Source organism: Tardiphaga sp. 215_C5_N2_1 (genome assembly GCF_052076055.1).
Taxonomy (GTDB): Bacteria; Pseudomonadota; Alphaproteobacteria; order Rhizobiales; family Xanthobacteraceae; genus Tardiphaga; species Tardiphaga robiniae.
This window is the reverse complement of record NZ_CP197240.1, coordinates 4,034,531-4,059,256: the sequence shown is the minus strand read 5'-3', so window position 1 is coordinate 4,059,256 and position 24,726 is coordinate 4,034,531. Positions and strand designations below refer to the sequence as shown.

The window sequence follows — 24,726 nt, the reverse complement described above, 5'->3', positions numbered from 1 at the left end:
CTTCGGCGTCTCCTCGCGCCCCGGAATGACGGGTGTGTGGCCGGGCGGCGCGTAAACATTTTTTCCTATTCTTTTTGACAGCATCCCTATAAGGATTATTATCTTTTCCGTCCGGCCCCGATGAGAGGGGCGAGCGCGATCGTCACGTTCGCGGGGCAGGATGCGGTGGACGCCGGAGATGCGGCGTCACGCGGTTTGGGGGTGACGTCTGTCTTCGGGTAGGACGGATCTGCGCCAGCACTGCCACTGGCAAGGAGACGGCCGGCCTTGGGATGGAAAGACGCTCTGGACAGTGTGACGGACGACCAAGTCAAAACGTGTCCGGCTTACTCGCTTGAGGCTCCCTTCCCATCGCCTTGGGACTTTAATTCGGTGATCGGATCGTTCGCTGAGGCAAAGTGCAAGCAACCGAAAAAACACCGCAGGCGGAACGTCGGGCAATCGCTCGGCGCCTCCGAAAGTCCTGATGCACTCTAGATTGCGGAAGACCGCATCGCATCAGGCCCAAGGGTGCATCGGGCACCCGGCGTTCCGCACGCGCTCTTTTCGGAGAGGCTCGAAGGAATGCGCACAACTCGGACGCTTCGGCGGCGCGAGAATGCGAGCGTGTGTTTCCACGTCACCGAAGCAGGTACCGCCACCCCACTCGATTTAGGTAAGCACTCCTGCTTGTTATTGCGGAGGACGGACCTCAAAACTCCTCCTCGAAGGGCTCATGGGCAGACGAGGATCACATGATCATCAAGCCCAGCGCATCGTGGCACACCCGCTCGACCCTCAGCAGGTTGGCGCACATTCTCGAACGGACCGGACTCGCTTTGGTTGGGGCTGCCTGCGGGCTGTTCGTTGCCGAGGTCGGCCGCTTCATCGAGGTCATCGGTTCGGGTGAAGTCGTGTTCGCCATGATCATTTATGGGGCTACCGGCTTCTATCTCGGGATCGATCTGCCCCAGGTTCCTGCCGATTACCGCATGCATTTGCCGCTATGGCGTGGGCTGGGCAACAGTGCGGATATGGTGGAGCTGCTCACTGCGGCCGGTACCTTCATCACATCGGTGACGGCGATCACGTCAGTCTCCAGTATCATTCTGGGTGAAACCGTGCGCCCCAGGACGGCTGGCATCATCTGTTTGAGCTGGGCAATCGGCGCCACCATGCAGATCGCTGCCGGTATCATCGCGCGAATAGAGTTAGGCCGTGCCGTGAAAATGGCGAAGCTCGCGCTCTTCTCGCGGTGAAAGGTCAGGACAATCCCGGCTGACGGAGGTCGAACATGCCGCTCTATATGTATCAGGCTGCCTACACGCCGGAATCATGGGCCGCGCAAATGAAGAATCCGCAGAACCGCGTTGAATCCGTTGGACGGCAGACGACGGAGGCCGTCGGAGGAACATTGATCGGAGGTTGGTATTGCCTGGGCGAATATGACGTGATGCTGATCGCCGATGTTCCGGATATCGAGAGCATGGCGGCCATCGCCGTCGCGATTGCAGCGGGCGGCGCCATCAAGTCCAGCCAGACGACTGCATTGATGACTGGGGCCGAACTTGTGGCGGCCCTGAAGAAGTCGGAGTCCGTCATCAAGGGTTACAAGCCCGCCCGATAGACATCGGTGGCTTCGATCGCCCGCTATCGTCCCGGCGTCGCATTCACCAAAGCGAGGATCTCCGCGCCGTAATGCTCCAGCTTCTTGTCGCCGATCCCCGGGATTTCGCGGAGCTGGTCGAGCGTGGTGGGATGTTCGCTGGCGATGCCATCGATGGTGGCGTCGTGTAGCACGACATAGGCCGGGACGTTGCGCTTCTTCGCGACTTCGGAACGCCAGGCGCGCAGCACGGCGAGCAGATCGGGATTGGCGTTGTCGCTGCGCGGTGCCGCGAGATCGCCGCGGCGGGATTTGCTGCGCGGGGCGCGGCCGGTGCCGCCGGTCTCCTCGCGAAACATCAACTCGATCTCGCCCTTCAGCACACCGCGCGCTTCTTCGGTGAGCTTCAGCGCATTGAACGCGTCCGCATCCGCATAGAGAAAGCCGCGCGCCACCAGTTGCCGCATCACGGCGCGCCATTGTTTCTCGGTGAGTTCGCCGCCGATGCCGAACACCGACAGCTTGTCATGGCCGAATTGCTTGACCTTGTCGGTGAGGCGACCGATCAGCACGTCGACCAGATGCATGGCGCCGAATTTCTGTCCGGTGCGATAGGCACAGGACAGCAGCTTCTGCGCGGCGACGCTGCCGTTCCAGACTTTCGGCGGCGAGAGGCAATTGTCGCAATTGCCGCAGCGCGTGCCGGTCGCCTCTTCGCCGAAATAACCCAGCAGTCGGGTGCGGCGGCAATCGACTGTTTCGGCGAGGCCGACCAGCGCATCGAGCTTGCCGATGGAGACGCGCTTGAAAGTCTCCGAACCCGTGGACTCGTCGATCATGCGGCGCTGCTGCACGATGTCGGAGAGGCCATAGGCCATCCACGCATTCGACGGCTTGCCGTCGCGGCCGGCGCGGCCGGTCTCCTGATAATAGGCCTCGATGCTCTTCGGCAGATCGAGATGGCACACGAAGCGCACATCGGGCTTGTCGATGCCCATGCCGAAGGCGACGGTGGCGACGATCACCACGCCGTCTTCATTGATGAAGCGATCCTGATTGGTCTCACGCAGGCGCGCGTCGAGCCCGGCGTGATAGGGCAGCGCGAGGATTCCGGCCTTGTTCAATGCGGCTGCGGTGTCCTCGACCTTGGCACGCGACAGGCAATAGACCACGCCGGCCTCGCCGGAATGCCGGTCGCTGATGAAAGCCTGCAACTGCTTCTGTGCGTTGGTCTTGTCGACGATCTCGTATTTGATGTTCGGCCGGTCGAAGCTCGCCACGAAATTCGGTGCGTCTTCCAGGCGGAGGCGTTGCACGATCTCCTGCCGGGTCAGATCGTCGGCGGTTGCCGTCAGGGCAATGCGCGGAATGTTCGGGAACCGTTCGGCGATGACCGAGAGGCCGATATATTCGGGCCGGAAATCGTGGCCCCATTGCGCGACGCAATGCGCTTCATCGATGGCGAACAGGGCGATCTTGGCGCGGCCGAGCATCGACAGGCACCGCGGCGTGACCAGACGTTCAGGGGCGACGTAGAGAAGGTCCAGTTCTCCGGCGAGCAATTGCCGCTCGACCTCGTTGGCTTCGTCCCAAGACAGGGTGGAATTCAGCACCGCCGCCTTGACGCCCGCCTCAAGCAGGCCCGCGACCTGATCGCGCATCAGCGCAATCAAGGGCGACACGACGATACCGCAGCCCGGGCGCAGCAAGGATGGCAACTGGTAACACAGCGACTTGCCGCCGCCGGTCGGCATCAGCACCAGGCAATTGCCGCCATCGGTCACGTGGCGAACGATATCTTCCTGTGCACCGCGAAAACCCGGCAGGCCGAACACCGAATGCAGCACGGACAATGCGTCCGAGGTCTGGAACACGTCTGGCTGATTTTTCGATTGACGCGAGGCGCCGGCGGGAACGGACATGGCGCAGGTCTATTCCTGATTCGAGGGTCGCGTATATCCCGGGAAACGCGTCGTTCCCCCAGGAGAACGCGTCATTCCCGAGAGAATGCTTCATTCTCTATGGCATCGCGACGTTTCGCCTTGATCGCGCCGCTTTACCCCTGTCGATGATCCGTTCTAAGAGAATGAGTGCGCGACCGCGCCAGCGTCGCTGCAACCGGGCAAAAAGAAAAGCCGTATGCCATTCATTTTGCGAATCTTTTCTTGGCTTCTGACCCGTCGCCGCGGACCCAAGATCCGCTGGCACGCGGCCAATGAGAATGCCGCGCGAAAAGTGCGCCGGAAATTCAAAAAGGGGCCAAAGTCCGCGATCCTGTCCCATGTCATAGCGCATCGGCCGTCTGTGACGCTGGTGGGGCGGCTGCCCGCGGTCGAAATCTGGAACCTGTCAGATCCGAAGCGTGTCGCGCTGCTCTATCTGCAGCATGGCCGCCGGTTGCGGCTGCCAGCGCCAAAGGCGTTGATGGACGATGCAGTGAAGCGGGCCCGCGCCGCGGAATAGTGGACGTGGTCCACGCGGGGCCACTTGTGCCGTGTGGCGTCATGGGCTTGACGGGCCAGTTCCGAGCGGGGATGGTCACGCCCGGGTCACTCCGTTCCACACTCAATGAAAGACTTCTGCATGATCAAGCGTCTCGGTCCCGGCAAGCGTCTCAGCCAGGCTTCCATCCATGGCAACACCGTCTATCTGGCCGGCCAGGTGCCCGATGAATATTCGGGCGACGTCAAGACGCAGACCAAGCAGGTGCTCGACAAGATCGATGCGCTCCTCAAGGAAGCCGGCACCGACAAGAACAACATCCTCAGCGCCACCGTCTGGCTGCCGAATATCAATGACCGCGATGCCATGAATACGGTGTGGGATGCTTGGGTGCCCGACGTTGGCCCGGCACGCGCCTGCGTCGAGTCGAAGCTCGCCGACCCCGCCATCAAGGTCGAAATCGCCGTCATCGCAGCGATTCCGTAAATCATGTCACCCGTTGCCATTGCGGTCGCCCCCAACGGCGGCCGCAAGGTCAAGGCCGACCATCCCGCCGTGCCGCTGACGCCGGCGGAGTTGGCGGTGACGGCCGCGCATTGCCTCGAGGCAGGCGCGGCGATGATCCATGCCCATGTGCGCAATGCCGACGGCAGTCACCTGCTCGATGCGGCGGCCTATCGGGACGCCATCGCGACGATCCGCAGTGCAGTGGGCGACAGGCTCGTCATCCAGATCACCTCCGAGGCGCTCGGCAAATACACACCAGCGCAGCAGCGCGCGGCGGTGCAGGCGGTGAAGCCGGAAGCGGCATCGCTGGCGCTGCGCGAACTGGTGCCCGATGCCAGCGAGGAGCAGGCCTTCGCCGATCTGCTCGGCTGGATGAAGCGCGAGCGCGTGACGCCGCAGATCATTCTCTACGATGCGCAGGATGCCATCAGGCTGGCCGAGTTTCGCAAGCGCGGGCTAGTGCCGTTCGAGAAGCTGCCGGTGCTGTTCGTGCTCGGCCGTTATACGGCGGGGCAGACGTCGCACCCGGCCGATCTGCTGCCGTTCGTCGCGCCCGGTGCGCCAACATTCGAACACTGGAGTGTCTGCGCCTTCGGTGCGCAGGAGACGGCCTGCGTCACTGCTGGCGCATTGCTGGGCGGTCATATTCGCGTCGGCTTCGAGAACAACGAATTGCTGCCGGATGGCTGCCGCGCCAAAGGCAATCAGGATCTGGTTGCGGCGGCGCGCCGCGCGATCGAGGCGGTTGGACTGAAGGCGGCGACGGCGGATGAGCTCAGGGCCGCGACCGCGGAGCTTCCCTAATCTCTCCCCGCGCAGTGCGGGGAGAAGGAGCGCGTCGCCGGCGCCAGGATTACTCACTCAAACCACGGCCATTCCGCGCCGCCGTCATGCGTCACGGCGCCGCCGGGGGCCTGTCCGACGAGCTTGGCATATTTCGCCAGTGCACCGGCGCGGTGACGCGGTGGGCGCTGCGTCCATGCCGCTCTGCGCGCGGCGAATTCCGTCTCATCGATTATCAGATCCAGCCGCCGCGCCGCCGCGTCGATGCGGATCTTGTCACCATCGCGCACCAGCGCGAGTGGGCCGCCGATATAGGCTTCCGGCGAGACATAGCCGATGCACATGCCGCGGGTCGCGCCGGAGAAGCGACCGTCGGTGATCAGGGCGACCTTCTCGCCCATGCCCTGGCCGTAGATGAGCGCGGTGACCCCGAGCATCTCGCGCATGCCGGGTCCGCCGACCGGACCCTCGTTGCGGATGATCAGCACATCGCCTTCCTTGTAGCTGCGGTCCTTCACCGCGGCGACGCAGCTTTCTTCGTCCTCGAACACGCGCGCCGTGCCTTCGAACACTGTCTTCTTCAGACCGGCGACCTTGATCACTGCGCCATCGGGCGAGAGATTGCCCTTCAGCACCGCGACGCCGCCATCGGGCATGATCGGCTTTGCTGAGGAGTAGATGATCTCGCCATCGGCCTTGTTGGCGTTGCCGTATTCCTCGGCAATGGTCCGTCCGGTGATGGTGATGCAGGAGCCGTCGATATGGCCGCTCTCGACCAGTGCACGAATGACGACCGCCGTGCCGCCGATATCGTAGACATCCTTGGCCACATATTTGCCGCCCGGCCGCAGATTGCCGATCAGCGGCGTGCGCGCGAACACCTCGCCGACATCGTCGATGGTAAATTTGATGCCGGCCTCGTTGGCGATGGCCGGCAGATGCAGCGCGGCATTGGTCGAGCCGCCGGTGGCGGCGACGATGGCGGCGCCGTTCTCTAGGGATTTGCGCGTGACGATGTCGCGCGGCAGCGGGCCATCGTTGCGCAGCATGTCCATGACCAGACGTCCGGCGCGCCGGGCGAACTGCGCGCGTTCGGCATAGACGCCGGGGATCATCGAGACATTGGGCATGGTGATCCCCAGCGCCTCGGAGACCATCGCCATCGTATTGGCGGTGAACTGGCCGGCGCAGGCGCCGATGGTCGGCAGACACGCCCGTTCGATGGCGTCCAGCTCCTGCTTGTCGATGTCGCCGGTCATGAAGGCGCCGACGGCCTCATAGGAATCCAGCGCGGTCAGCGTCTTGCCCTTGTGCAGTCCCGGCAGCGAACTGCCGCCATAGATGAAGATCGACGGCACGTTGCAGCGGACCATGCCCATGATGACGCCGGGCAACGTCTTGTCGCAGCCGCCGAAGCCGATCAGTGCGTCGTAAGCGAGGCCGTGCATCACGGCTTCGATGGAGTCGGCGATGATCTCGCGCGACAGCAGCGAGAACTTCATGCCCTCATGGTTCATGCTGATGGCATCGGAGACCGAGACGGTCGAGAATTCGCGCGGCGTACCGCCGGCTTCGGAAATACCGGTCTTGGCGGCGTCGACCTGAAAGTCATGGGTCATGTTGCAGGGCGTCTGCTCGCCCTTCATCGACACCACGCCGATCATGGGTTTTGCGATCGCTTCGTCATCAAGGCCCATGGCGCGCATGAAGGCGCGGTGCGGGGCACGGTCGAGGCCGTCGGTGGTGACGCGGGATCGCAACTTCTTCATGGGAATCTGTCCGTTTCTTGGTCTTGTCGTCCAATGCAGTGAGGCCACGCCGTGGGGCGTGGCCTCAGGACATCATATAGTGAGATATCGCGTCTTGCTCTACTGGATCGGCGCGACGATGGTCGGGTGCTTGAACTGCATCGCGTCCATCTTCGGCAGCATGCCGGCCTCGGTGTAGATATCGAGCATCTTCTGCATGGCCGGGAAGTTCGGTGCTGCGCCCGGGTCGCGGGCGAAGTCGTTCTCCTTCAGCAGATAGGTTTCCAGTACCGGGATCGGCGCCTTCATGACTTCGTTGACGACCTTCAGCGTCTCTTCGCGGTTGGCCAGCGCCTTCTTCATGCCAAGGGTGATGTCGGCGACATAGGCCTTGGCGAGTTCGGGGTTCTTGTCGACGAAATCGGCGCGGCAGGCTTCAAGGATATGCACGATGTTGGGCATCGCCTCGTTCAGCGAGAACAGCTTGCGCGTGCCGCCCTTGGCTTCCATCCGCGCGGCAAATGGCTGGTTCATGTTGATGGCGTCGACGCGGCCCTGGCGCAGTGCATCCTCGGAAGCTGCGAAGCCGATCTCGATCAGCTTGACGTCCTTCTCGGGATCGACGCCGGCGCCCTTCAGCAGCATCTTGAACGGACCATAGGTGCCGCCGCCGATGACGGAAATGCCGACATTCTTGCCCTTGAGATCGGCGATGGTCTTGATCGGCGAGTCATCCTTCACGGCCCAGTAGACCGAGAAGCTGCCGGGCTTTTCCGACACGTGCTGCGCGACGATATAGGCCTTGAGGTTGCCGCCGTTGACGCCGTTGGCGAGCGACAGCACGCCCTGGGTGGCGCAATCCAGCGCGCCGGCGGCGAGCGCCTGCGTCATCGGCGAGGTGCCCTGAAACTGGGTCCATTCGATATTGTAGGTCTTGCCGAGATTGGTGAATTCGGTCGGGCGCTTCATCATCCAGTATTTGGATTCTTCGGCTGGAATGGTCCAGCCGACCTTGATGGTCGGAATCGTCTGCGCCTGCGCCGCACCCGACACCGCTCCCGCCGCGAGAGCCGCCGCCATCAGCCACTTAGAAGAACCCAGCTTCATGCCCGCTCACTCCGTTTGATGATGGCCAGACCCGGCCAAAAGAAAAGCCCCACTGTCTTGAAGCCTTTCATGCTTCAAATATTCTGGCAAGCGAGGTCCGTGCCCAACATTCATTCGTGCTGTGGCGCAACAATTGGCAGTTACGCAGGCGTTGATATCATCGTTGCTGCGGCTGCGGACGCAGCGTAGATAGCTCGCAGATGCGAGCAGCGTGGCTCGGCGGCAGAAGGACAACGGCGTCAAAATGGTGGATTCAGCGGGCGGCAAAGAGAAGCTCGGTTACCTTGGCCTCGGCCTGATGGGACTGCCGATGACCAAACGGTTGCTGGGCGCCGGTTACGATGTGGCCGTCTGGAATCGCTCGCCCGGCAAGGCCAATGCGCTGCTTGAGGCCGGTGCGAAAGCCGCTGCCAGCCCGCGCGATGTCGTCGCGCATGCCAGCATCATCTTCATGTGCCTCACCGATGCATCGGCGGTCGAAGATGTCGTGTTCGGCGACAACGGCCTGTCCGGCACCGATGGCAAGGGCAAGCTGGTCGTCGATTTCTCCTCGATCCATCCGGATAAGACGAAGTCCATCGCGGCGCGGCTGAAGGCGGCGAACGGCATGGGCTGGATTGATGCGCCGGTGTCAGGCGGCACCAAGGGCGCGGAGGAGGCCACGCTTGCGATCATGGCCGGCGGCGAGGCCGCCGATGTCGAACGTATCAGGCCCTATATTCTGGCGATGGCGCGTAACTTCACGCATATGGGGCCGACCGGCGCCGGGCAGATGACCAAACTCTGCAACCAGGTGATCGTCGGCTGCGCCATGGCGGTGCTGGCGGAAGCAACGCGGCTCGCCGTGAATGCCGGCATCGACGCCAAGCGTCTGCCGGAAGCGCTCGCGGGCGGCTTTGCAGATTCGATCCCGCTACAACTGTTCGTGCCGCGCATGGCGCAGGGCATTCATTCGCCGCCGCTTGGCCACATCCACACGATGCTGAAGGACCTCGATACGGTCGTCGCCGTGGCGCAGGACACATCGACGCCGGTGCCGATGGCGGCGCTCGCAGCGCAGATCTTCCGCATGGGCAAGGCGGTGCGCGGCGCCGATGCCGACGCGCTGGAGATCTACACGTTGTCGGCACCCAAAGAGTGAAGATCAAGGAATGAAGGTTCTGGTGATTGGCGCGGCCGGCATGATCGGCCGCAAGCTGTGTGAGCGGCTGCTGAAGGACGGTCATGTCGGCGGTGGGGAAATCGGCGATCTTGCGATGGCCGATGCGATCCCCAGCGATCTGGTCGGCGCGCGCAGCATCATGGTCGATCTCGCAAAACCGGATGCGCCCGCAGCCCTGCTGGCGTCAAAGCCCGACCTGATCTTCCATCTTGCTGCGGTCGTCTCCGGCGAAGCCGAGCAGAATTTCGACAAAGGCTACGCAGTCAATCTCGACGGCACGCGCAATCTGTTCGAGGCGATCCGCGCGTTGGGGGGTGGTTATCGCCCTCGCATCGTCTACACCTCGTCAATCGCGACCTTCGGCGCGCCCTATAACGGGCCGATCGCCGAAGATTTTTTTCATACGCCGCTGTCGAGCTACGGGACGCAGAAGGCGATTTGTGAATTGCTGCTGGCGGATTATACGCGGCGCGGCTTCTTCGACGGCATCGGCATTCGCCTGCCGAATATCTGCGTACGGCCGGGCAAGCCCAATGCGGCAGCGTCGGGTTTCTTCTCCAATATCATTCGCGAGCCGCTGGCCGGGCGTGAGGCGGTGCTGCCGGTAACCGACGATGTAGGTCAGACTCATGCCAGTCCGCGCGCAACGACGGAATTCCTGCTTCATGGTGCGACGCTCGACAGCGCCAAGCTCGGCGCACGCCGCACGGTGATGATGCCCGGCGTGCGGGCATCGGTCGCCGACATGATCGCGGCACTCCGCCGTGTGGGAGGTGACAGTGTTGTGACACGCATCAAGCATGTGCCAGATCCCGCCACGATGGCGATGGTTGCCGGATGGCCCACGACGTTCGATACCACACGTGCGCTGGCGCTGGGTTTCCAGGCGGAACTGGACTTCGATTCCATCATTCATGCTCATATCGAGGATGACCTCGATGGCGTCTTTGTGCGTTAGCGGTTAAGGACAATCATGGCGCGCGATATCATCATGGCGGCGGGAGGCATTGTCGTGCAGCGGGGCGAGACGCCGCTGTTTGCCGTGGTCTGCCTGCGCAAGCGCGGCGACTGGGTGCTTCCGAAAGGCAAGCTCGACAATGGCGAGACGCCGCGTGATGCGGCCGAGCGCGAGGTACTGGAAGAGACCGGCCATGCCGCGTCGGTGCATGACTATCTCGGCGCGCTGGCCTATCCGCTCGGCGAACGGACCAAGGTCGTGCATTTCTGGCATATGGAGGCCGCGCCCGCGCCGTCACGCAAGCTGATGAAGGATATCAGCGAAGTCGCGTGGCTGCCCTTCGACGCCGCCCTGGCGCGGCTGACGCGCAGCCATGAACATGCGTTCCTCGCGCAGGTCGGGCCCATGGCGCTGGCGGCAGCAAGGGCAGCGCCGGTCGTGGATGGCGAGCCGGTGCGGCCAATTGCCGTGGGGCCTATCGCCGTGCGACGTGACACGGGGTTCTTCGCGAAGATCCGGAACTGGTTGAACGGGTAAGTTCTCTCGTTGCAGCGATGGCTGAAGCGGCGGGCTCAGTGCGTGTTGGTCGCATCATCGAAGCGCAGCACATTGCCGAACGGGTCGGTGATCTTTGGGCCCCTATCGGTCGGACTCGGGCGCGCGAAGCGGGCCTGCTTGTCATGCAGCTCCTTTGCGAAAGCCGCGATATTGCTGCCGCGGATATAGACCACGCTACCCGGCGTGCCGTCGCCATAGTGTTCGCTGAGATGCAGCTTCACGCCGCCGCGCGACACCTGCATGTAGAGCGGGGAGTCCGGCTCGTAACGATGTTCCCAGTCGATCGCAAAGCCGAGGAAGTCGACATAGAACTCCTTCGCTTTAGCAATGTCATAGATGCGCAGAACCGGAATTGCCGGTTCGAAAGTGACGTCGGTCATCGCTGTCTCCCGCTCGTGGCGTAGGGGAGATTATCGCAGCGAAGTCGTCATTGACTAGATCGTGCGGCTAGGCGCCGCGCATGATCACGCCGTACCAGCCGAGACCCTTATAAGTCTCGTAGCCGGGCGTGGCATGAAAGGCGACGAGGCCGCCGGAACGGTCATGATAGAAGCCACTGCGGCGGCCGTTCAAGGCCAGTGGGATGCGTTCGGTGAGCAGGCCCTGGCCGTCGGACGAGGCGATGACGCGCAGGTTCGAATCCACCAGCAGTACGCGCGTCTTGTCGTCGTCGACGCGAACGCCCTCGACGATGGCGCGCGCCTGGGCTTCCCAGTCGAAATGAATCGCGAGCACGCCGATGGCGCGGCCATTGGCCTTGCCGCCTTCGCGCACGCTGGCGCAATAGGTCGCGACCTGCGCATTGTTCAGGAGCGGCTGGCGCTCGACGTCACCCGCGGTGTAGTCGTCGCCGGAGCGCAGCGTACGGGCATCGCGAAACCAGGCGGTGCCGGCGATGTTCTGGCCCGTCACATTGAAACGATCGCCACGGCCGCTGGCGATGACATTACCTTGCATGTCGCACAGCCAGAGATCGAGATAGACGGTGTAGGCGCCGAGGATCACGGCAAGTCGCTCGGAGACATGAGCGACGGTGGCATCGCTCGGTGCGGCTGCGCAATCGACGACGGCCGAGTCGGTCGCCCACCAGCGGACGTCGCAGGTACGCTCATAGAGATTGCGGTCGATCAGTTCGATGGCATTCAGCGACAGGTCGACCATGCGTTCGCCGCGCGAGCGCTCGGTCATCTTCTCGATCGACGCCATCAGGCTGCCGGTGCGGGCTGTGAGCTGGGATTCCAGATCGCGCGCGATGGTCTCGACCTGCTGGCCGACATTGCGCACTTCCTGCGCGACGACGGCGAAGCCCGCGCCCTGCGCGCCGGCGCGCGAGCTTTCGATCAGCGCGTTCAGCGCCAGCATCTTCATCTGGTTGGTGATGTGCTGGATCGACCTGGTCTTCTCGCAGGCGATCTCGTTGACCTCGGCGGTCAACCGCCCGATCAGCGCGGAGATATCGGAGCTATCGTCGTTCTCTTCGGTTGCATTGGCATGCGCAGAGTGACTGCTGCGGTTCATTGCCAAGACCATCGTCGTATCCCCGTTGACAGCAATCAGTTACCTCCCGGTTATTGCCCGGTCATGGTTAATCGTGGCTTAATTTTCCGTGTGCCGGGTTCCGCCGACTTGCACGAATAAGCGGCAGGAGTGCGCAACAGGCACTATCTCATTGTGTCTGGTCATGCGCGGCCGCATCCGCAGGACGTTCGATGCCCCCTAACGGTACAAATTAGGGCGTCATTAGTGATGCTTATGCACGCCCGCCCGATTACTCTGACGAACAACGCGATATCAACCACGTTCGTGCAGGCTCAAGGCTTCATAGGCCGAGCCATTGTGATGAGCGTTCTCGAAGACCTGACCGGTACGACCACGTCGGAACTGTCCGACGAATTGATCTTCCAGATCGCCTCGGCGTCCAGCCCCGAGCAGCGCAAATACGCGGCTGACCTGTTCCGGTATTTCGCCAAACAGCTCGAATTCGAATCTTATCGGCGCGGGCAGCAGAGCATGGCCGTTCCACAGCTTCCGTCGCCGGCCATGATTATCGACGCGACGCCCGAACAGGACGAAGCGCCCACGATCCAGCCGTCGGATGACCCTGGCGATGACCCGTCCGTCGGTCTGATCCCGCCGGTGAGCTGGCAGGATTGACGGCGGCGCGACAGTTTTACGTCAGATCCGTTGCTTCCTACCGATTGGCTTAACCATTCGCAGGCCAAATGAGTCGCGAGTGATTCGAGCGTTGCAATCGTGAAGAGCGGGCGTGCCAGTGAGTGTAGTTATCCCTTTCCCCATGCGTGTAGCGGCCCCCCAGGCCGATGAGTGTGAAATCGATCTGCTGAGCGCCGTCGATCTGGCGATCCGCGATCTCCGCGAAATCTCCCAGACCGCGAACGACATCGCGCAGGCGCGTGCGCGTGAATGCCTGGCCATGCTGGAAAGCGCCTATCACGGTGCGCTGCAGGGCTGACGCGTTCTGAGTACGCCGACAGGAGATCAGCGATGCTGTTTCTGGTGATCTCGAATCCGCGCGCAGATCGTCCGTCCGACATGGCGGCCGCGCGTCAGAGCTTCTGGCCGTGGATGGCTGGGTATCAGGCGTCGGGTGTCTGCCAGCACATCTATCCGCGCGTCGGCCGCGGCGTGGTCGCGGTGTTCAAGGTCGATGGCAATGAAGTGCTGCATCGCATCCTGAACGAATGGGCCGATATCATCCCGGCTCAGTTCGAGGTCTATCCGCTGGTCGATCTCGATGCGACCACGGCTCTGCTCGCATCGCAGGTCGCTGCTTCAAAGTAGCGTCGCGAGTTTCAGTTCCCGATCAGCCTTTTCGCGCGGAAACCATCGGTTCGCACCATGGACTCGGCAAATCCGCGTCGCTATATGCGTGATCTCTCCCTTACCAGTATCGGGCACTTTTCATGACGACCACTGACACCGCTGCACCCGTTTCCCAGCCGTTCCAGGCCGAAGTCGCCGAATTGCTGAACCTGATGGTTCACTCGGTCTATTCCGAGACCGACATTTTTCTGCGCGAACTGGTCTCCAATGCGTCCGACGCTTGCGACAAGCTGCGCTATGAGGCGATCGCCAATCCGCAGCTGATCCCCGACGGCCAGTCGCCCAACATCACCATCATTCCGGACAAGGCGGCCGGTACGCTGTCGATCGTCGATACCGGCATCGGCATGGATCGCCAGGAACTGATCGACAACCTAGGGACCATCGCGAGATCCGGGACCAAGTCGTTTCTGTCGCGGCTGACCGAGGCCAAGGACGGCTCGAATCTGATCGGCCAGTTCGGCGTCGGCTTCTATGCGGCCTTCATGGTGGCCGAGAAGATCGTCGTCACCAGCCACCGCGCCGGCACCCACGACGCCTTCACCTGGACCTCGACTGGCGGCGCCGGTTTCGAGATCGGCCAGGTCAGTGACGGCATGAGCGTGCCGACCGGCACCTCCATTGTGCTGCATCTGAAAGAAGACGCGAAGAAATATCTCGAAACTTACGAGATCGAGCGCATTGTCGGCGCCTATTCGGACAACATCCAGTTTCCGATCATGCTCAAGGACGGCGATGCCGAGTCGCGCCAGATCAATTCGGCCAGCGCGCTGTGGCAGCGCTCCAAGTCCGAACTGACGCCGGAGGATTACAGCGCGGCTTACAAGTCTATCGCGCATGCCTATGACGAACCGGCGATGACGCTGCATTACCGTGCCGAGGGCCGCTATTCCTATGCGGTGCTGCTGTTCGCGCCATCGCAGAAGCCGTTCGACCTGTTTGAGCCGAACCGCAAGGGCCATGTGAAGCTCTATGTGCGTCGCGTCTTCATCACCAATGATGCGGACCTGTTGCCGTCCTATCTGCGCTTCATCCGCGGCGTCATCGATGCCGAGGATCTGCCGCTGAACCTCTCCCGGGAGATGTTGCAGAACAATCCGCAGCTCGCGCAAATCAGGAAGGCCGTGGCGACCCGCGTGATCGGCGAGCTGGAGACGCTGAGCGAGAAGGATGCCGAGACCTTCACCAAGATCTGGGACGCCTTCGGCCCGGTGATCAAGGAAGGCATCTATGAGGATTTCGAGCGTCGCGAGAAGCTGCTGGCGCTGTCGCGTTTCACCACGACCTCGGGCGAGAAGCGCTCGCTGAAAGACTATGTCGCTGACCTGAAGCCGAACCAGACCGAGATCTATTATCTCGCGGGCGACAGTCTCGATCGTCTCAAGTCGAATCCGAAGCTGGAAGCCGCCAAGTCGCGCGGAATCGAGGTGCTGCTGTTGACCGACGCGGTCGATGCGTTCTGGTCGTCGGCGCCGCTGGATTTCGACGGCAAGCCGCTGAAGTCGCTGAGCCAGGGCGAGGTCAATCTCGATCTGATCCCGCGCATTGATGAAGATGCGACCAAGGACGAGCCGAAGACCGAGACCGATGAGGCGGCGACCATCGCCGTCATCAAGGATGCGCTCGGCGAGCGCGTTTCGGACGTGAAGGCCTCGACGCGTCTGACCACGTCGGCGTCGTGTCTAGTCGCCGGCGGCGCCGGTCCGGATCGCGAGCTCGAGCGCATGCTGGCGATGCAGAATCGCGGCAGCGTCACCAAGCCGATCCTCGAGATCAATCTGCGCCATCCGCTGGTGGCGAAGATCGCCGATGCCGACAAGGCGGCGGGCGGCGAAGCGTCCGACATCGCGTTCCTGCTGCTCGAGCAGGCGCAGATCCTCGACGGCGAATTGCCAGAAGATCCGGCCGCGTTTGCGAGCCGTCTCAACCGGTTGGTGCTGCGCGGTTTGTGATCGCCGACCGTTCACGGCGCGGGGCATTCGTCCCCGCGCTTTTGATGCCAAGGAACTCCACTCATGAGCACTGTCTTCGAGAAACTCATCGCGAAATACGCCGAGCGCGGCGATTTCGAGCGCCTGCAGGGTTATCGGGACGATCGTCTGGCCATCCTGAAGAGCATTCAGGATGGGACATACGAGAAGATGCACCTGATCTCCGACACCGATCCTGTCTCGATGGTCGCGGAGATCGAGCGGGAACTCGCCTGTATCGACGCAGCGTTGAAGAAGCGGATGCAGTGACCGCGCGCGTGCGTTGCAGCAATCGTCGTTGGGAGTGATCTTGAACTAACGCAAAGCTGATCTGCACATTTCGGCTAAGTCGAAAGATTATCTGGTTCGTCCCGAGCTTCTCACATAGCGTGCGCCCAAATTGAAAACCTGGGAGGCATTTATGAAATTCGGACTGTTGTCGACGGCTGCGCTGTGCGGTCTTTTCCTGGCCGCGCCGGCCTCGGCGCAAGGCGTCAAGATCGGCATTCTCAACGATCAGTCCGGTGTCTATGCCGATTACGGCGGAAAGTATTCGGTCGAAGCCGCCAAGATGGCGATCGAGGATTTCGGCGGCGAGGTGCTCGGCAAGAAGATCGAACTGGTCACCGCGGATCACCAGAACAAGCCTGACCTCGCCGTCTCGATCGCGCGGCGCTGGTATGACGTCGAAGGCGTCGACATGATCACTGAATTGACCACCTCGTCGGTGGCGCTCGCGGTTCAGGAGCTCTCCAATCAGGAGAAGAAGATCGACATCGTGGTCGGCGCGGCCTCGTCGCGCGTCACCGGCGATGCCTGCACGCCCTATGGCTTCCACTGGTCGTTCGATACACGCGCCTTGGGTGTTGGCACCGGCGGCGCGCTGACCGAAGCTGGTGGCGACACCTGGTTCTTCCTCACGGCGGACTATGCCTTCGGCTATTCGCTGGAGAAGGACACCGGCGACATCGTGAAGGCAAAGGGCGGCAAGGTGCTCGGCGCCGTTCGCCATCCGCTGAACTCGTCTGACTTCTCGTCGTTCCTGCTGCAGGCTCAGGCGTCCAAGGCCAAGGTCATCGGCCTTGCCAATGCCGGCCTCGACACCACCAACGCCGTGAAGCAGGCGGCTGAATTCGGCATCGTCGCCGGCGGCCAGAAGCTCGCGGGCCTCCTGCTCACGCTCGCCGAAGTGAACGGCCTCGGCCTGCAAGCTGCCCAGGGTCTGGTGCTGACGGAATCTTTCTATTGGGATCGCGACGACAAGTCGCGTGAGTTCGCCGATCGCTTCTTCAAGCGCACCCAGCGCATGCCGAACATGATCCAGGCCGGCACCTATTCGTCGACGCTGTCTTATCTGAAGGCAGTCAAGGCGGCAGGCACCAAGGACTCCGAAGCTGTCGCGAAGAAGCTGAAGGAACTTCCGGTCGATGACGCCTTCGCCCAGGGCGGCAAGGTGCTCGCCAATGGCCGCATGGTGAAGGACCTCTATCTGTTCGAGGTCAAGAAGCCGTCGGAATCGAAGAAGCCATGGGATTACTACAAGCAGCTCGCCGTGGTGCCCGGCGACAAGGCCTATCCGACCGCGGCCGAGAGCGGCTGCCCGCTGACGAAGTAAAATCGAAGCGCTGATCTTCCTTAACCTCTCCCCGCATTGCGGGGAGAGGTCGGGGCCGGCGCGAAGCGACGGCTCCGGGTGAGGGGCGAGGTATGGCGGAAAATACAAGCTCTTATTCGCGGGTCGGATGGTGCGATCCGAGGGTGTGGTAAGTGGGGCAAGCTCAATGCCATGCCCCTCACCCGAAATACTCGCTCCGCTCGCATTTCGACCTCTCCCCGCGCAGAGCGGGGAGAGGTTAAGAAGATAACCCCCTAATATCCCGTCATCTCAAGATAACCCACGCCGCTGTGGCTGCCGGTGAAGCTCACCGGCCCTTCCCAATATGGGAAGCTCGTCGTCATCCAGCTCCTGGCATTCAGCGGCGAGGTCGTGATCTGCAATCCGCGCGATGCGATCGATACCTTCCATGACGTCGGGATCCTGCGGCCGGCGATCTCCGTCATGACTGTCGGCGTCATATCTATGGCGCCTGGGGCAAGCTGTTCGGATTTTCCGTCCGCGGTGATCCAGTTGCCGGCAAAATAATGCGCGCCATCTTTCTGCCTGAGACGAAACAGCATCAGCTTTGCATTATCGGGCAGATGCAGCGAGAACCAGTCCCAGCCGGTCTGGTCGGAAGCCAGCGGCTGGCTCGAATATTCCCTGTCCATCCAGGCGCGGCCAGTGACGGCGATCTCCTTGCCGTCGATGGTCAGCGCACCCGATGCGGTGAAATAGGGCTGGCTGTAGTAATACGACGCCTGGCCGCGTTCGGATTTGCGGCTGAGACCATTTTCGCCCTGCAGCACGAGTGGCTGCTTTGCATTGAGCCGTAGCCGGTAGCTGAAATCCGCTGACGATGCCGACACGTCGAGCGGCGCAACCGACCTGTCGTCGAAGTTCTCAAGCCCGCGCATTTCCCACGCATCGATCCATGCACGGAACGGTGTTGTCGTGACACCGGCCTGACCGACGCCGCCGCGGGCAAAACTCTCAGCTGCATGATGCGCGGTCGCCGATGTCACCGCCGCATGGCCCATCCAGATCTGCGGCGTTGCCCAGCCGTCGCCTTGCGCGCCCACCGCCATTGCCTGGCGAAACAGTGTCCACTGCGCGCCGTAAGCATTGCCGTTCGTGTCAGTGAGATTGGCGGTGAGGTACCACCATTCGATACGGTAATCCGGATGCGGGCCGTGGTCGGCCGGAAAGGTGAGGGGACGGCCCGGAACGACAGTCGCAAAACCTTCGGCGTCGCGGCCGAGGCCGGCAAAGCCCTGGGCGAATGTGCGTGAACCGCCGAGCCCGAGCAGCGCGATGCCGCCGATCAAACTGCGACGCGTAACGAGGCTAGCGCTCATTGGCGAATACCTTCACCAGTGTGGCCGGCTGCATGCGCAGCAGTTTCAGGATCGGTAGCAAGGCTGCGAGCAGCGAGGCCAGCATGGCGACGCCGAGCAACTGGATCAGTTGCAGCGGAAACACATGGAACGGCAGGCGCCAGCCAAAGGCCTTCACATTGACGATGGCGATCAGACACCACGCCACCAGCAGGCCGAGCGGCAGCGCCAGTAGTGAGGTGATCAAGGCGACCGACAGCGTCTTCAACAACTCGATGCCGGCAAGGCGGCGACGCGTGACGCCAATGGCCCAGAGCGGCGCCAGTTGGGGCAGGCGCGAATTGCTCAGTGTGAGCAGGCTGGTGAGGAGCGCGACGCCGGCGACGCCGAGCGTGAAGGCATTGAGCGCTGCGGTGACCGCGAAAGTGCGGTTGAAGATTGCAAGCGATTCCGTTTTCACCGTCGTCTGATCGGCGAGGTTGCGGCCGTCGAGACCGAAGCGCGCGCGGATGGCGTCGATCAGCGCGGGCACATCCGCAGGTGCGACGCGCAGGCCCATGCGGGTCTGCGAAATATCAGGGAAATGTTTGACCAGTGCATCAATGTTGACGCCGATCTGGCTTTTGGGATTGCCGTAATCCGCATATACCGCAACGACGTCCATCGGCCATGTACCGGTCGGCGTCGGCACGTCCAGACGGTCGCCGAGTTTGAGCTTCATGCGCAGCGAGAGTTGTTCGCTGATGAGCGCGCCGTCGCCGCTGCGCACGCGATCCCATGCGTCGCTGGTTGAATCCAGCAGCGGCCATTGATCGCGATAGGTGGCGTGATCGGCGAAGCCGAGCAACTCGATCGGCGCACCATTGAACTGCACGTCGGTGCGGCTGCCCGGCAGAACTGCCTGCACATCGGGGCGCGTCTTCAGCCAGGTCTTGATCTCGCTCGCCTGCTTCTCGCTCGCCGCGTTCAGATAGATCTCGGACGCCAGCCGCCCGTCGAGCCATCCCGTAAAGGTCCGGCTGAAACTCTCCACCATGGTGCCGACGCCGACATTGACGGCGAGCGCCAGCAGCAGCGCCATCAGCGCCAGCGACAGGCCGGAGAGTTGCAGCCGGCTGTCGGCCCAGAACCATGTGACGAGTGGCCGTCGCGTGCTGCGTTCACCGCCGGCAAGGACGATACCGAGGATGACCGGCAATGCGAGCGCTGCGCCGAGCAGCAATGCGGCAAGCACGAAGAAGCCAGCGATCAGGGAATCGCCAAACCAGAGCGCAAGTCCGGCAGCGATGAACACGAGCAATGCGCCCGCGCCTTGCAGCCGCAGCCAGCGATGCTGTGCCTGTTGCCAGGCATAAGGCTGTGCGGTGGCGAGCAAGGGGAGATGGACAGCTTTCAGCAGGCTCGATGTCGCCGCCAGCAGCGCGCCGACGATGGAAATCGCGAGACCAGCGAACCACCATTCGGGCTTCAGTGTCAGTTGCCCCGGGATCTGCGCACCATAGAGTCCGCGCAGGCTGGCCGCAATATCGGGCAGCAGCGATGCTGCGATGAAGTATCCGCAGACGAGACCGATGGCGCCGGCGATCAGCGCGATGCTGACAAGCTCCAGCACCAGCACGCTGTTGAGCTGCCGCGCCGAGACGCCGCAGGCACGCAGCGTGCGCAGCATCGGCAGGCGCCGTTCGAAGCCGAGGCCGATGGCCGAATTGACGATGAACAGCCCGACGAAGAAGGATAGCAGGCCGAAGGCGGTGAGATTGAGATGGAAACTGTCGGTAAGACGTTCGAGGTCGGTCTCCGCATCGGGCTGCACCAGTCGCAACTGATCGCCGGCGACGCTGCCGAGCGACGCGCGGGGACCCTTGGCGCTGCCGATCAGCAGGCGCGAAATCTGGTCCGGCAACTTCAGCAGTTTCTGGGCGATGCCGATATCGACCACCAGGACGCCGGGCGCGAGTTGCGGCTGCAGTTTCAGCGGCGGCAGCAGGGCTCCGTCATTGAGCGCAGGCGTCGCACCCTTAGTAAGACCGAGGCTCGCCAGTGTTTCCGGCGCAATCAGCGCCTGACCGGGCGGCGTGAGAAACGCCTGTGCGCCGGTCTTGCCGATATCCGCCGCGGCGCTGGCTTCAACAGGCATGGTCACCGGCTCAATGCCGAGCAGGCGCACCGAGCGGCCGCCGATTTGCACGCGGCCTTCGACGACGGGCGAGACCGGCCAACCGGCGCGGCGGAGATCGACAAAGAGCTGTTGCGAAAACGCGCCGCCATTGGTTGCGACCAGCATCGGCGTGCGCGTTCCGCCGAAGGCCGCGGCGGCGCGGTCATAGCTGGTGCGCGCCTGCTGGTTGAGCGCCTGCACGCCGCTCCATAACGCGGTCGCGGCGATCAGGCCGATCAGGAGTGTCGCGAACTGCATCGGATGCCGGCGCCAGTGGCTGAGTAGCACCGCAAGGATCCAGAGCGCGCGTCTCACGCGATCAATCCGGCATGAAGGTGGATGCGGCGATCCAGCGTGGCCGCGAGACGCTCGCTATGGGTCACCATCAGGAAACCGCAGCCGGTGCGGGTGACGAGATCGCGCGCCAGTTTCAGCACCTCGTCGGCAGTGTCTTCGTCGAGATTGCCGGTGGGTTCGTCGGCGAGCAGCAGCAGCGGTTTCGAGGCCAGCGCACGACCGATGGCGACGCGTTGCTGCTGGCCGCCGGAGAGTTGTTCGGGATAGCGCTTGAGCAGCGCGCCGAGGCCGAGGCGTTCAGTGAGCTCGTTTTGCCAGGCTGCGTCATGCTTGCCGGAGATGCGCGATTGAAACGCCAGATTGTCTGCCACCGACAGCGACGGGATCAGGTTGAACTGCTGGAACACGAGGCCGAGCCGGTCGCGGCGCAGCGCGGCGCGGGCGGAATCTTGGAGCCCGGTGACGATGATATCGCCGAGTTGGATCTCGCCGCTGTCGGCTTCATCGAGGCCGGCGATCAGATGCAGCAGCGTGCTCTTGCCGCTGCCGGATTCGCCGGTCAGCGCCACGCTCTCGCCTGCGGCAACGCTGAGATCGACGCCGCGCAGAACGGCGACCTGTTCCTGGGCTGAGCGATAGGATTTGGTGAGGTGGCGAACCGTGAGCATGCGGCGGAGACTATAACAGAACCGCTCCCCGCCGTCCCCACGCAGGCGGGGACGACAACCCGTTATCGCTTGCGCTCCGACACCAGCGCCAGCAGTACCGTTGCCGCCATGAAACAGGCGGAGGCGCCGAACACCCAGTGCGGCAAGGCGTGGTCCATGAACCAGCCGAACAGGATGGGGCTGATGATGCCGCCGAAATTGAAGCCGGTGGAGACGATGCCGAAGGCGCGGCCGGCAGCGCCGGGAGGGGCCGCCTCGCGCACCAGCATGTCGCGCGACGGCGTCAGCACGCCGCCGAGGAAGCCCGCGGTGGTCATGGCCGCGACGATCACCGGCGTCGGCAGCGTGAACACCGCGATGGCACAGATGATGGCGGCATTGATCGTGAAACACACCGCGGCGACGCGGCTATGGTGTCTGGTCCGATCGGCCAGCCAGCCGCCGGCAAGCACGCCGACGGCGCTGGCCGCGAGGAAAGCGGTGAGGGCGATATTCGCCGATGACAGCGATGTGCCGTAGCCGTTCATCAGCGCCACGATGCCGAAGCTGTTGATGCCATTCTGCGACAGCGAGAGCAGTGTGAAGAACAGCGTCAGCATCAGGATCGCCGGGGTCATCATGCTGACCTTGGGCGTCTCCGCATTTTTGGCGTCATCGCCATCAGCCATCGCGCCGGCATCGGGAATGCCGACCACGATCAGCATCAGTGCGATCGCCACGCCGATGGCGCCCGCGACGATCAGCGCGCCCTGGCCACCGATACCGACCAGCAGTGCCGCCATCAAGGGAGGCGCGACCGCGCCGCCGACGAAGCCTGCGAATGTATGAATCGAGAATGCGCGGCCCATCTTCGACTCGTCCATATGCGCGGCGAGGATGGCGTAGTCGGCCGGGTGATAGACGCTGTTGGCTAGGCCAAGCAGCGCGGCGCAGATAATCAGCGCGGGGTAGCTCAGCAACAGGCCGAGCGCGATCAGCGCACAGCCGCCGAGCATGACGCCGAGGATCAGGATTTTGCGCGCACCGATGCGGTCGACGAGATAGCCGATCGGCGCCTGGGTGAGGCCGGAGACGACAGCGAACGTAGTGAGCGCGAAGCCGAGTTCGATATAGCCGACGCCGAGCCGTTCCTTCAGGAACGGGAACAGCATTGGCAGTACGAAGATGTGGAAGTGACTGACCCAATGCGCAGTGGAAATCGCCGTCAGCGTGCGCGTCGCCGAAGGGATGTGGTCGCGCGCGGCGAGATGCGAGGTCGAGGCCGGAATATCGACCATATGCGTTTCCACCCAAGGCGGCTGACGGCCGCTTTTTGCAGCCTCGAAAAGGTGCGCTATGCCTACGTTCTCAGCAGGTTGATGTCTATCAGCGCTGCGACATGCAGGTGTTGCGGCCCGTGCAGGGCAGCAGTGGGAAACGCGACCACGGCCCGGGAATGCGACATGATTGAGCATGATGACGAACAGCCCGAATTTTAAGCCGCTGCGGATACTGCTGTCGGAAGGCACCAGCACCTCCGCGCGAGAGGCTGTCACCGTGCTCGGCCTCGCCGGCCATGTGGTGGATGTCTGCGATCCCGCCGCTGCCGGGCTGGCGCGGTTCTCGCGATTTGTCCGCATATATCGCCGCTGCCCGGGAATGCGGGAAAATCCCCTGGGCTTCCTGCGGTTCATCGAAGGCCTGCTGGCGACTGGCGACTATGACGTGCTGCTGCCGATCCACGAACAGGGCTTCCTGTTCGCGAAAGTGCAGGAGCGGCTGAGGCCGCTGGCCGGCCTGGCCTTGCCGTCCTTCGCGAGCTACCGGGCGGCGCATAGTAAGGCCGGTTTCAGCCGTATGCTGAGCGAGCTTGGATTGCCACAACCCGAGACGCAGATCGTCGCAAGCGCCGATACGCTTCGTACCGATCTCCGCTTTCCCTGCGTGATCAAGACCGCCATCGGCACCGCGAGCCGCGGCGTCTGGATGGTGCGCAATGATGCTGACCTCGCGCTGGCAATGAGAGAGCTTGAGGTCGGCAACGGCCTTGCCGGCGAGGTGCTGGTGCAGGCCCACGCCGCGGGCGCGACCGAGAAGGCGCAGGGCGTGTTCTGCCGCGGCGAGCTGGTCGGCTTTCACGCCACTCGTCAGATCATGGAGGGCGCCGGCGGCGGCGATGCCATCAAGCGCAGCGCGCGGCGCGACCGTGTGCGCGACGATCTCGCGGCTATCGGCAGGCATCTCGCCTGGCACGGCGCGCTGTCGATCGACTTGATCATGCCGGATGACGGCACCGGGCCATATTATATCGACTGCAATCCGCGGCTGGTGGAGCCGATGGCCGCCTGGCTCGCCGGCGTCGATCTGGTCGATCTGCTGCTGCGCGTTTCCCTGGGCGAGACGCCGGATGTCGCACCGACGACACGAGAGGGCGTGGTCACGCATCAGGCCATGCAAGTGCTGCTCGGCAGTGCGCAGCGCGGTGGCGACAGGCGAGATCTGCTACGCATTTGCCGCGATATCTGGTGTCGCCATGGCGACTATGCCGGCAGCACCGAAGAGCTCACGCCCGTGCGCATCGACTGGCTCAGCGTAGTGCCGCTGATGATGACTGCGCTGTTGCTGCTGGTGTCGCCGAAGCTGTCGCTTGTGCTGGCGAAACGCGGCTGGGGTGCGCATCTGCTCGATGCCGGGACGGTTGCGGCCATCGAAAGCGAGATGTTTTAGTTTCATCCGGCCGCGTTAGAGTTGAATAGTTGCGACAGACGCGGCCGGCTCCCTCTCCCCGCTCTGTGCGGGGAGAGGGGTGGGGTGAGGGGCGTGGCACCTCAGCCACTGCCATCTCCGCTTCTTCGATTCGATAGGTCTTGCTAGGCGGCAGCTGCAGTGCGCCGCCCCTCACCCGGATCACGCGCGATGCGCGCGACCCGACCTCTCCCCGCGCAAGATGCGGGGAGAGGTAAGAGGCGATTGATGTGTATCAATGTGTGCCGCGCTGATCCGGTTATCCAAAAGTGCCCCGCACT

Annotated in this window: 24 protein-coding genes; 15 read left to right on the top strand and 9 right to left on the bottom strand. The window is 63.1% G+C overall.

What is annotated here, in order from left to right; all coding sequences use genetic code 11:
* Positions 1-734 precede the first annotated feature (734 nt).
* Together AB7828_RS19285 and AB7828_RS19280 are read left to right on the top strand one after the other, a co-directional pair.
* Complete coding sequence (locus AB7828_RS19285; RefSeq protein ID WP_210269244.1) at positions 735-1,238, top strand: hypothetical protein; 504 nt, start codon at positions 735-737, stop codon at positions 1,236-1,238.
* Positions 1,239-1,273: 35 nt separating this feature from the next.
* Entirely contained in the window at positions 1,274-1,606 is a 333-nt protein-coding gene (locus tag AB7828_RS19280; protein WP_116659949.1) for a GYD domain-containing protein, read from the top strand.
* A 23-nt stretch (positions 1,607-1,629) separates the two neighbouring features.
* Here AB7828_RS19280 and recQ read toward each other — a convergent pair whose 3' ends face one another.
* Positions 1,630-3,507: a DNA helicase RecQ gene (recQ, locus tag AB7828_RS19275; protein ID WP_441230917.1), complete on the bottom strand. Its 1,878-nt coding sequence runs from the start codon at positions 3,505-3,507 to the stop codon at positions 1,630-1,632.
* 217 nt (positions 3,508-3,724) lie between these two features.
* Here recQ and AB7828_RS19270 point away from each other — a divergent pair, with 217 nt between their 5' ends.
* The 3 genes from AB7828_RS19270 to AB7828_RS19260 all read left to right on the top strand — a co-directional run bounded on the left by AB7828_RS19270 (position 3,725) and on the right by AB7828_RS19260 (position 5,338).
* The gene (locus AB7828_RS19270) at positions 3,725-4,048 is read left to right on the top strand and encodes a hypothetical protein (RefSeq protein ID WP_441230916.1); all 324 of its coding nucleotides are present in this window, start codon (positions 3,725-3,727) and stop codon (positions 4,046-4,048) included.
* 120 nt (positions 4,049-4,168) lie between these two features.
* Positions 4,169-4,513 (top strand): RidA family protein, encoded by a 345-nt coding sequence (locus AB7828_RS19265; protein ID WP_089267869.1) that lies wholly within the window; start codon positions 4,169-4,171, stop codon positions 4,511-4,513.
* A 3-nt stretch (positions 4,514-4,516) separates the two neighbouring features.
* Positions 4,517-5,338, top strand: a complete 822-nt coding sequence (locus AB7828_RS19260; protein WP_441230915.1) for a 3-keto-5-aminohexanoate cleavage protein — start codon at positions 4,517-4,519, stop codon at positions 5,336-5,338.
* A gap of 53 nt (positions 5,339-5,391) precedes the next feature.
* Here AB7828_RS19260 and ilvD read toward each other — a convergent pair whose 3' ends face one another.
* Positions 5,392-7,086 carry a dihydroxy-acid dehydratase gene (ilvD, locus tag AB7828_RS19255; protein WP_441230914.1) on the bottom strand — a complete coding sequence of 565 codons (1,695 nt, stop codon included), beginning with the start codon at positions 7,084-7,086 and terminating at the stop codon, positions 5,392-5,394.
* A 99-nt stretch (positions 7,087-7,185) separates the two neighbouring features.
* A complete protein-coding gene (locus AB7828_RS19250; RefSeq protein WP_441232269.1) occupies positions 7,186-8,145 on the bottom strand; it encodes an ABC transporter substrate-binding protein in 960 nt (319 codons plus the stop codon).
* Between the two features lie 271 nt (positions 8,146-8,416).
* On the opposite strand from AB7828_RS19250, the gene AB7828_RS19245 reads away from it, so the two are divergent.
* Genes AB7828_RS19245 through AB7828_RS19235 form a run of 3 tightly spaced genes read left to right on the top strand, consistent with a single transcriptional unit; the run spans position 8,417 to position 10,829 of the window.
* On the top strand, positions 8,417-9,313 hold the full coding sequence (locus tag AB7828_RS19245; protein WP_441230913.1) for an NAD(P)-dependent oxidoreductase: 897 nt from the start codon (positions 8,417-8,419) through the stop codon (positions 9,311-9,313).
* A 10-nt stretch (positions 9,314-9,323) separates the two neighbouring features.
* On the top strand, positions 9,324-10,292 hold the full coding sequence (denD, locus tag AB7828_RS19240) for a D-erythronate dehydrogenase (protein WP_441230912.1): 969 nt from the start codon (positions 9,324-9,326) through the stop codon (positions 10,290-10,292).
* A 15-nt stretch (positions 10,293-10,307) separates the two neighbouring features.
* Positions 10,308-10,829, top strand: coding sequence for an NUDIX hydrolase (locus tag AB7828_RS19235; RefSeq protein WP_441230911.1), 522 nt, complete (start codon positions 10,308-10,310; stop codon positions 10,827-10,829).
* A gap of 35 nt (positions 10,830-10,864) precedes the next feature.
* Here AB7828_RS19235 and AB7828_RS19230 read toward each other — a convergent pair whose 3' ends face one another.
* Positions 10,865-11,230 (bottom strand): glyoxalase superfamily protein, encoded by a 366-nt coding sequence (locus AB7828_RS19230; protein WP_093757560.1) that lies wholly within the window; start codon positions 11,228-11,230, stop codon positions 10,865-10,867.
* A 67-nt stretch (positions 11,231-11,297) separates the two neighbouring features.
* Positions 11,298-12,368 carry a methyl-accepting chemotaxis protein gene (locus tag AB7828_RS19225; protein ID WP_244528141.1) on the bottom strand — a complete coding sequence of 357 codons (1,071 nt, stop codon included), beginning with the start codon at positions 12,366-12,368 and terminating at the stop codon, positions 11,298-11,300.
* Positions 12,369-12,689: 321 nt separating this feature from the next.
* On the opposite strand from AB7828_RS19225, the gene AB7828_RS19220 reads away from it, so the two are divergent.
* From AB7828_RS19220 to AB7828_RS19195, 6 genes are all read left to right on the top strand, one after another.
* Positions 12,690-13,004, top strand: a complete 315-nt coding sequence (locus AB7828_RS19220) for a hypothetical protein (protein WP_441230910.1) — start codon at positions 12,690-12,692, stop codon at positions 13,002-13,004.
* Positions 13,005-13,146: 142 nt separating this feature from the next.
* Entirely contained in the window at positions 13,147-13,323 is a 177-nt protein-coding gene (locus tag AB7828_RS19215; RefSeq protein WP_210269243.1) for a hypothetical protein, read from the top strand.
* Between the two features lie 32 nt (positions 13,324-13,355).
* Positions 13,356-13,652: a DUF3303 family protein gene (locus tag AB7828_RS19210; protein ID WP_093757559.1), complete on the top strand. Its 297-nt coding sequence runs from the start codon at positions 13,356-13,358 to the stop codon at positions 13,650-13,652.
* Between the two features lie 122 nt (positions 13,653-13,774).
* A complete protein-coding gene (gene htpG, locus AB7828_RS19205) occupies positions 13,775-15,646 on the top strand; it encodes a molecular chaperone HtpG (RefSeq protein WP_441230909.1) in 1,872 nt (623 codons plus the stop codon).
* Positions 15,647-15,709: 63 nt separating this feature from the next.
* Positions 15,710-15,934 (top strand): hypothetical protein, encoded by a 225-nt coding sequence (locus tag AB7828_RS19200; RefSeq protein ID WP_089267813.1) that lies wholly within the window; start codon positions 15,710-15,712, stop codon positions 15,932-15,934.
* A gap of 151 nt (positions 15,935-16,085) precedes the next feature.
* On the top strand, positions 16,086-17,279 hold the full coding sequence (locus AB7828_RS19195) for an ABC transporter substrate-binding protein (RefSeq protein WP_089267812.1): 1,194 nt from the start codon (positions 16,086-16,088) through the stop codon (positions 17,277-17,279).
* A 254-nt stretch (positions 17,280-17,533) separates the two neighbouring features.
* Here the strand turns inward: AB7828_RS19195 and AB7828_RS19190 are convergent, their stop codons facing one another.
* The 4 genes from AB7828_RS19190 to AB7828_RS19175 form a co-directional block, all read right to left on the bottom strand.
* On the bottom strand, positions 17,534-18,619 hold the full coding sequence (locus AB7828_RS19190; RefSeq protein WP_441230908.1) for a lipocalin-like domain-containing protein: 1,086 nt from the start codon (positions 18,617-18,619) through the stop codon (positions 17,534-17,536).
* On the bottom strand, positions 18,609-21,071 hold the full coding sequence (locus AB7828_RS19185; RefSeq protein ID WP_441230907.1) for an FtsX-like permease family protein: 2,463 nt from the start codon (positions 21,069-21,071) through the stop codon (positions 18,609-18,611). Before AB7828_RS19185 ends, AB7828_RS19190 begins: the two co-directional genes overlap by 11 nt.
* On the bottom strand, positions 21,068-21,721 hold the full coding sequence (locus tag AB7828_RS19180; RefSeq protein ID WP_441230906.1) for an ABC transporter ATP-binding protein: 654 nt from the start codon (positions 21,719-21,721) through the stop codon (positions 21,068-21,070). The genes AB7828_RS19185 and AB7828_RS19180 overlap by 4 nt, the downstream gene beginning before the upstream one ends.
* Positions 21,722-21,783: 62 nt before the next feature.
* Positions 21,784-22,998, bottom strand: a complete 1,215-nt coding sequence (locus tag AB7828_RS19175; protein WP_441230905.1) for an MFS transporter — start codon at positions 22,996-22,998, stop codon at positions 21,784-21,786.
* Between the two features lie 175 nt (positions 22,999-23,173).
* Here AB7828_RS19175 and AB7828_RS19170 point away from each other — a divergent pair, with 175 nt between their 5' ends.
* Entirely contained in the window at positions 23,174-24,427 is a 1,254-nt protein-coding gene (locus tag AB7828_RS19170) for an ATP-grasp domain-containing protein (protein WP_441230904.1), read from the top strand.
* Positions 24,428-24,726 lie beyond the last annotated feature (299 nt).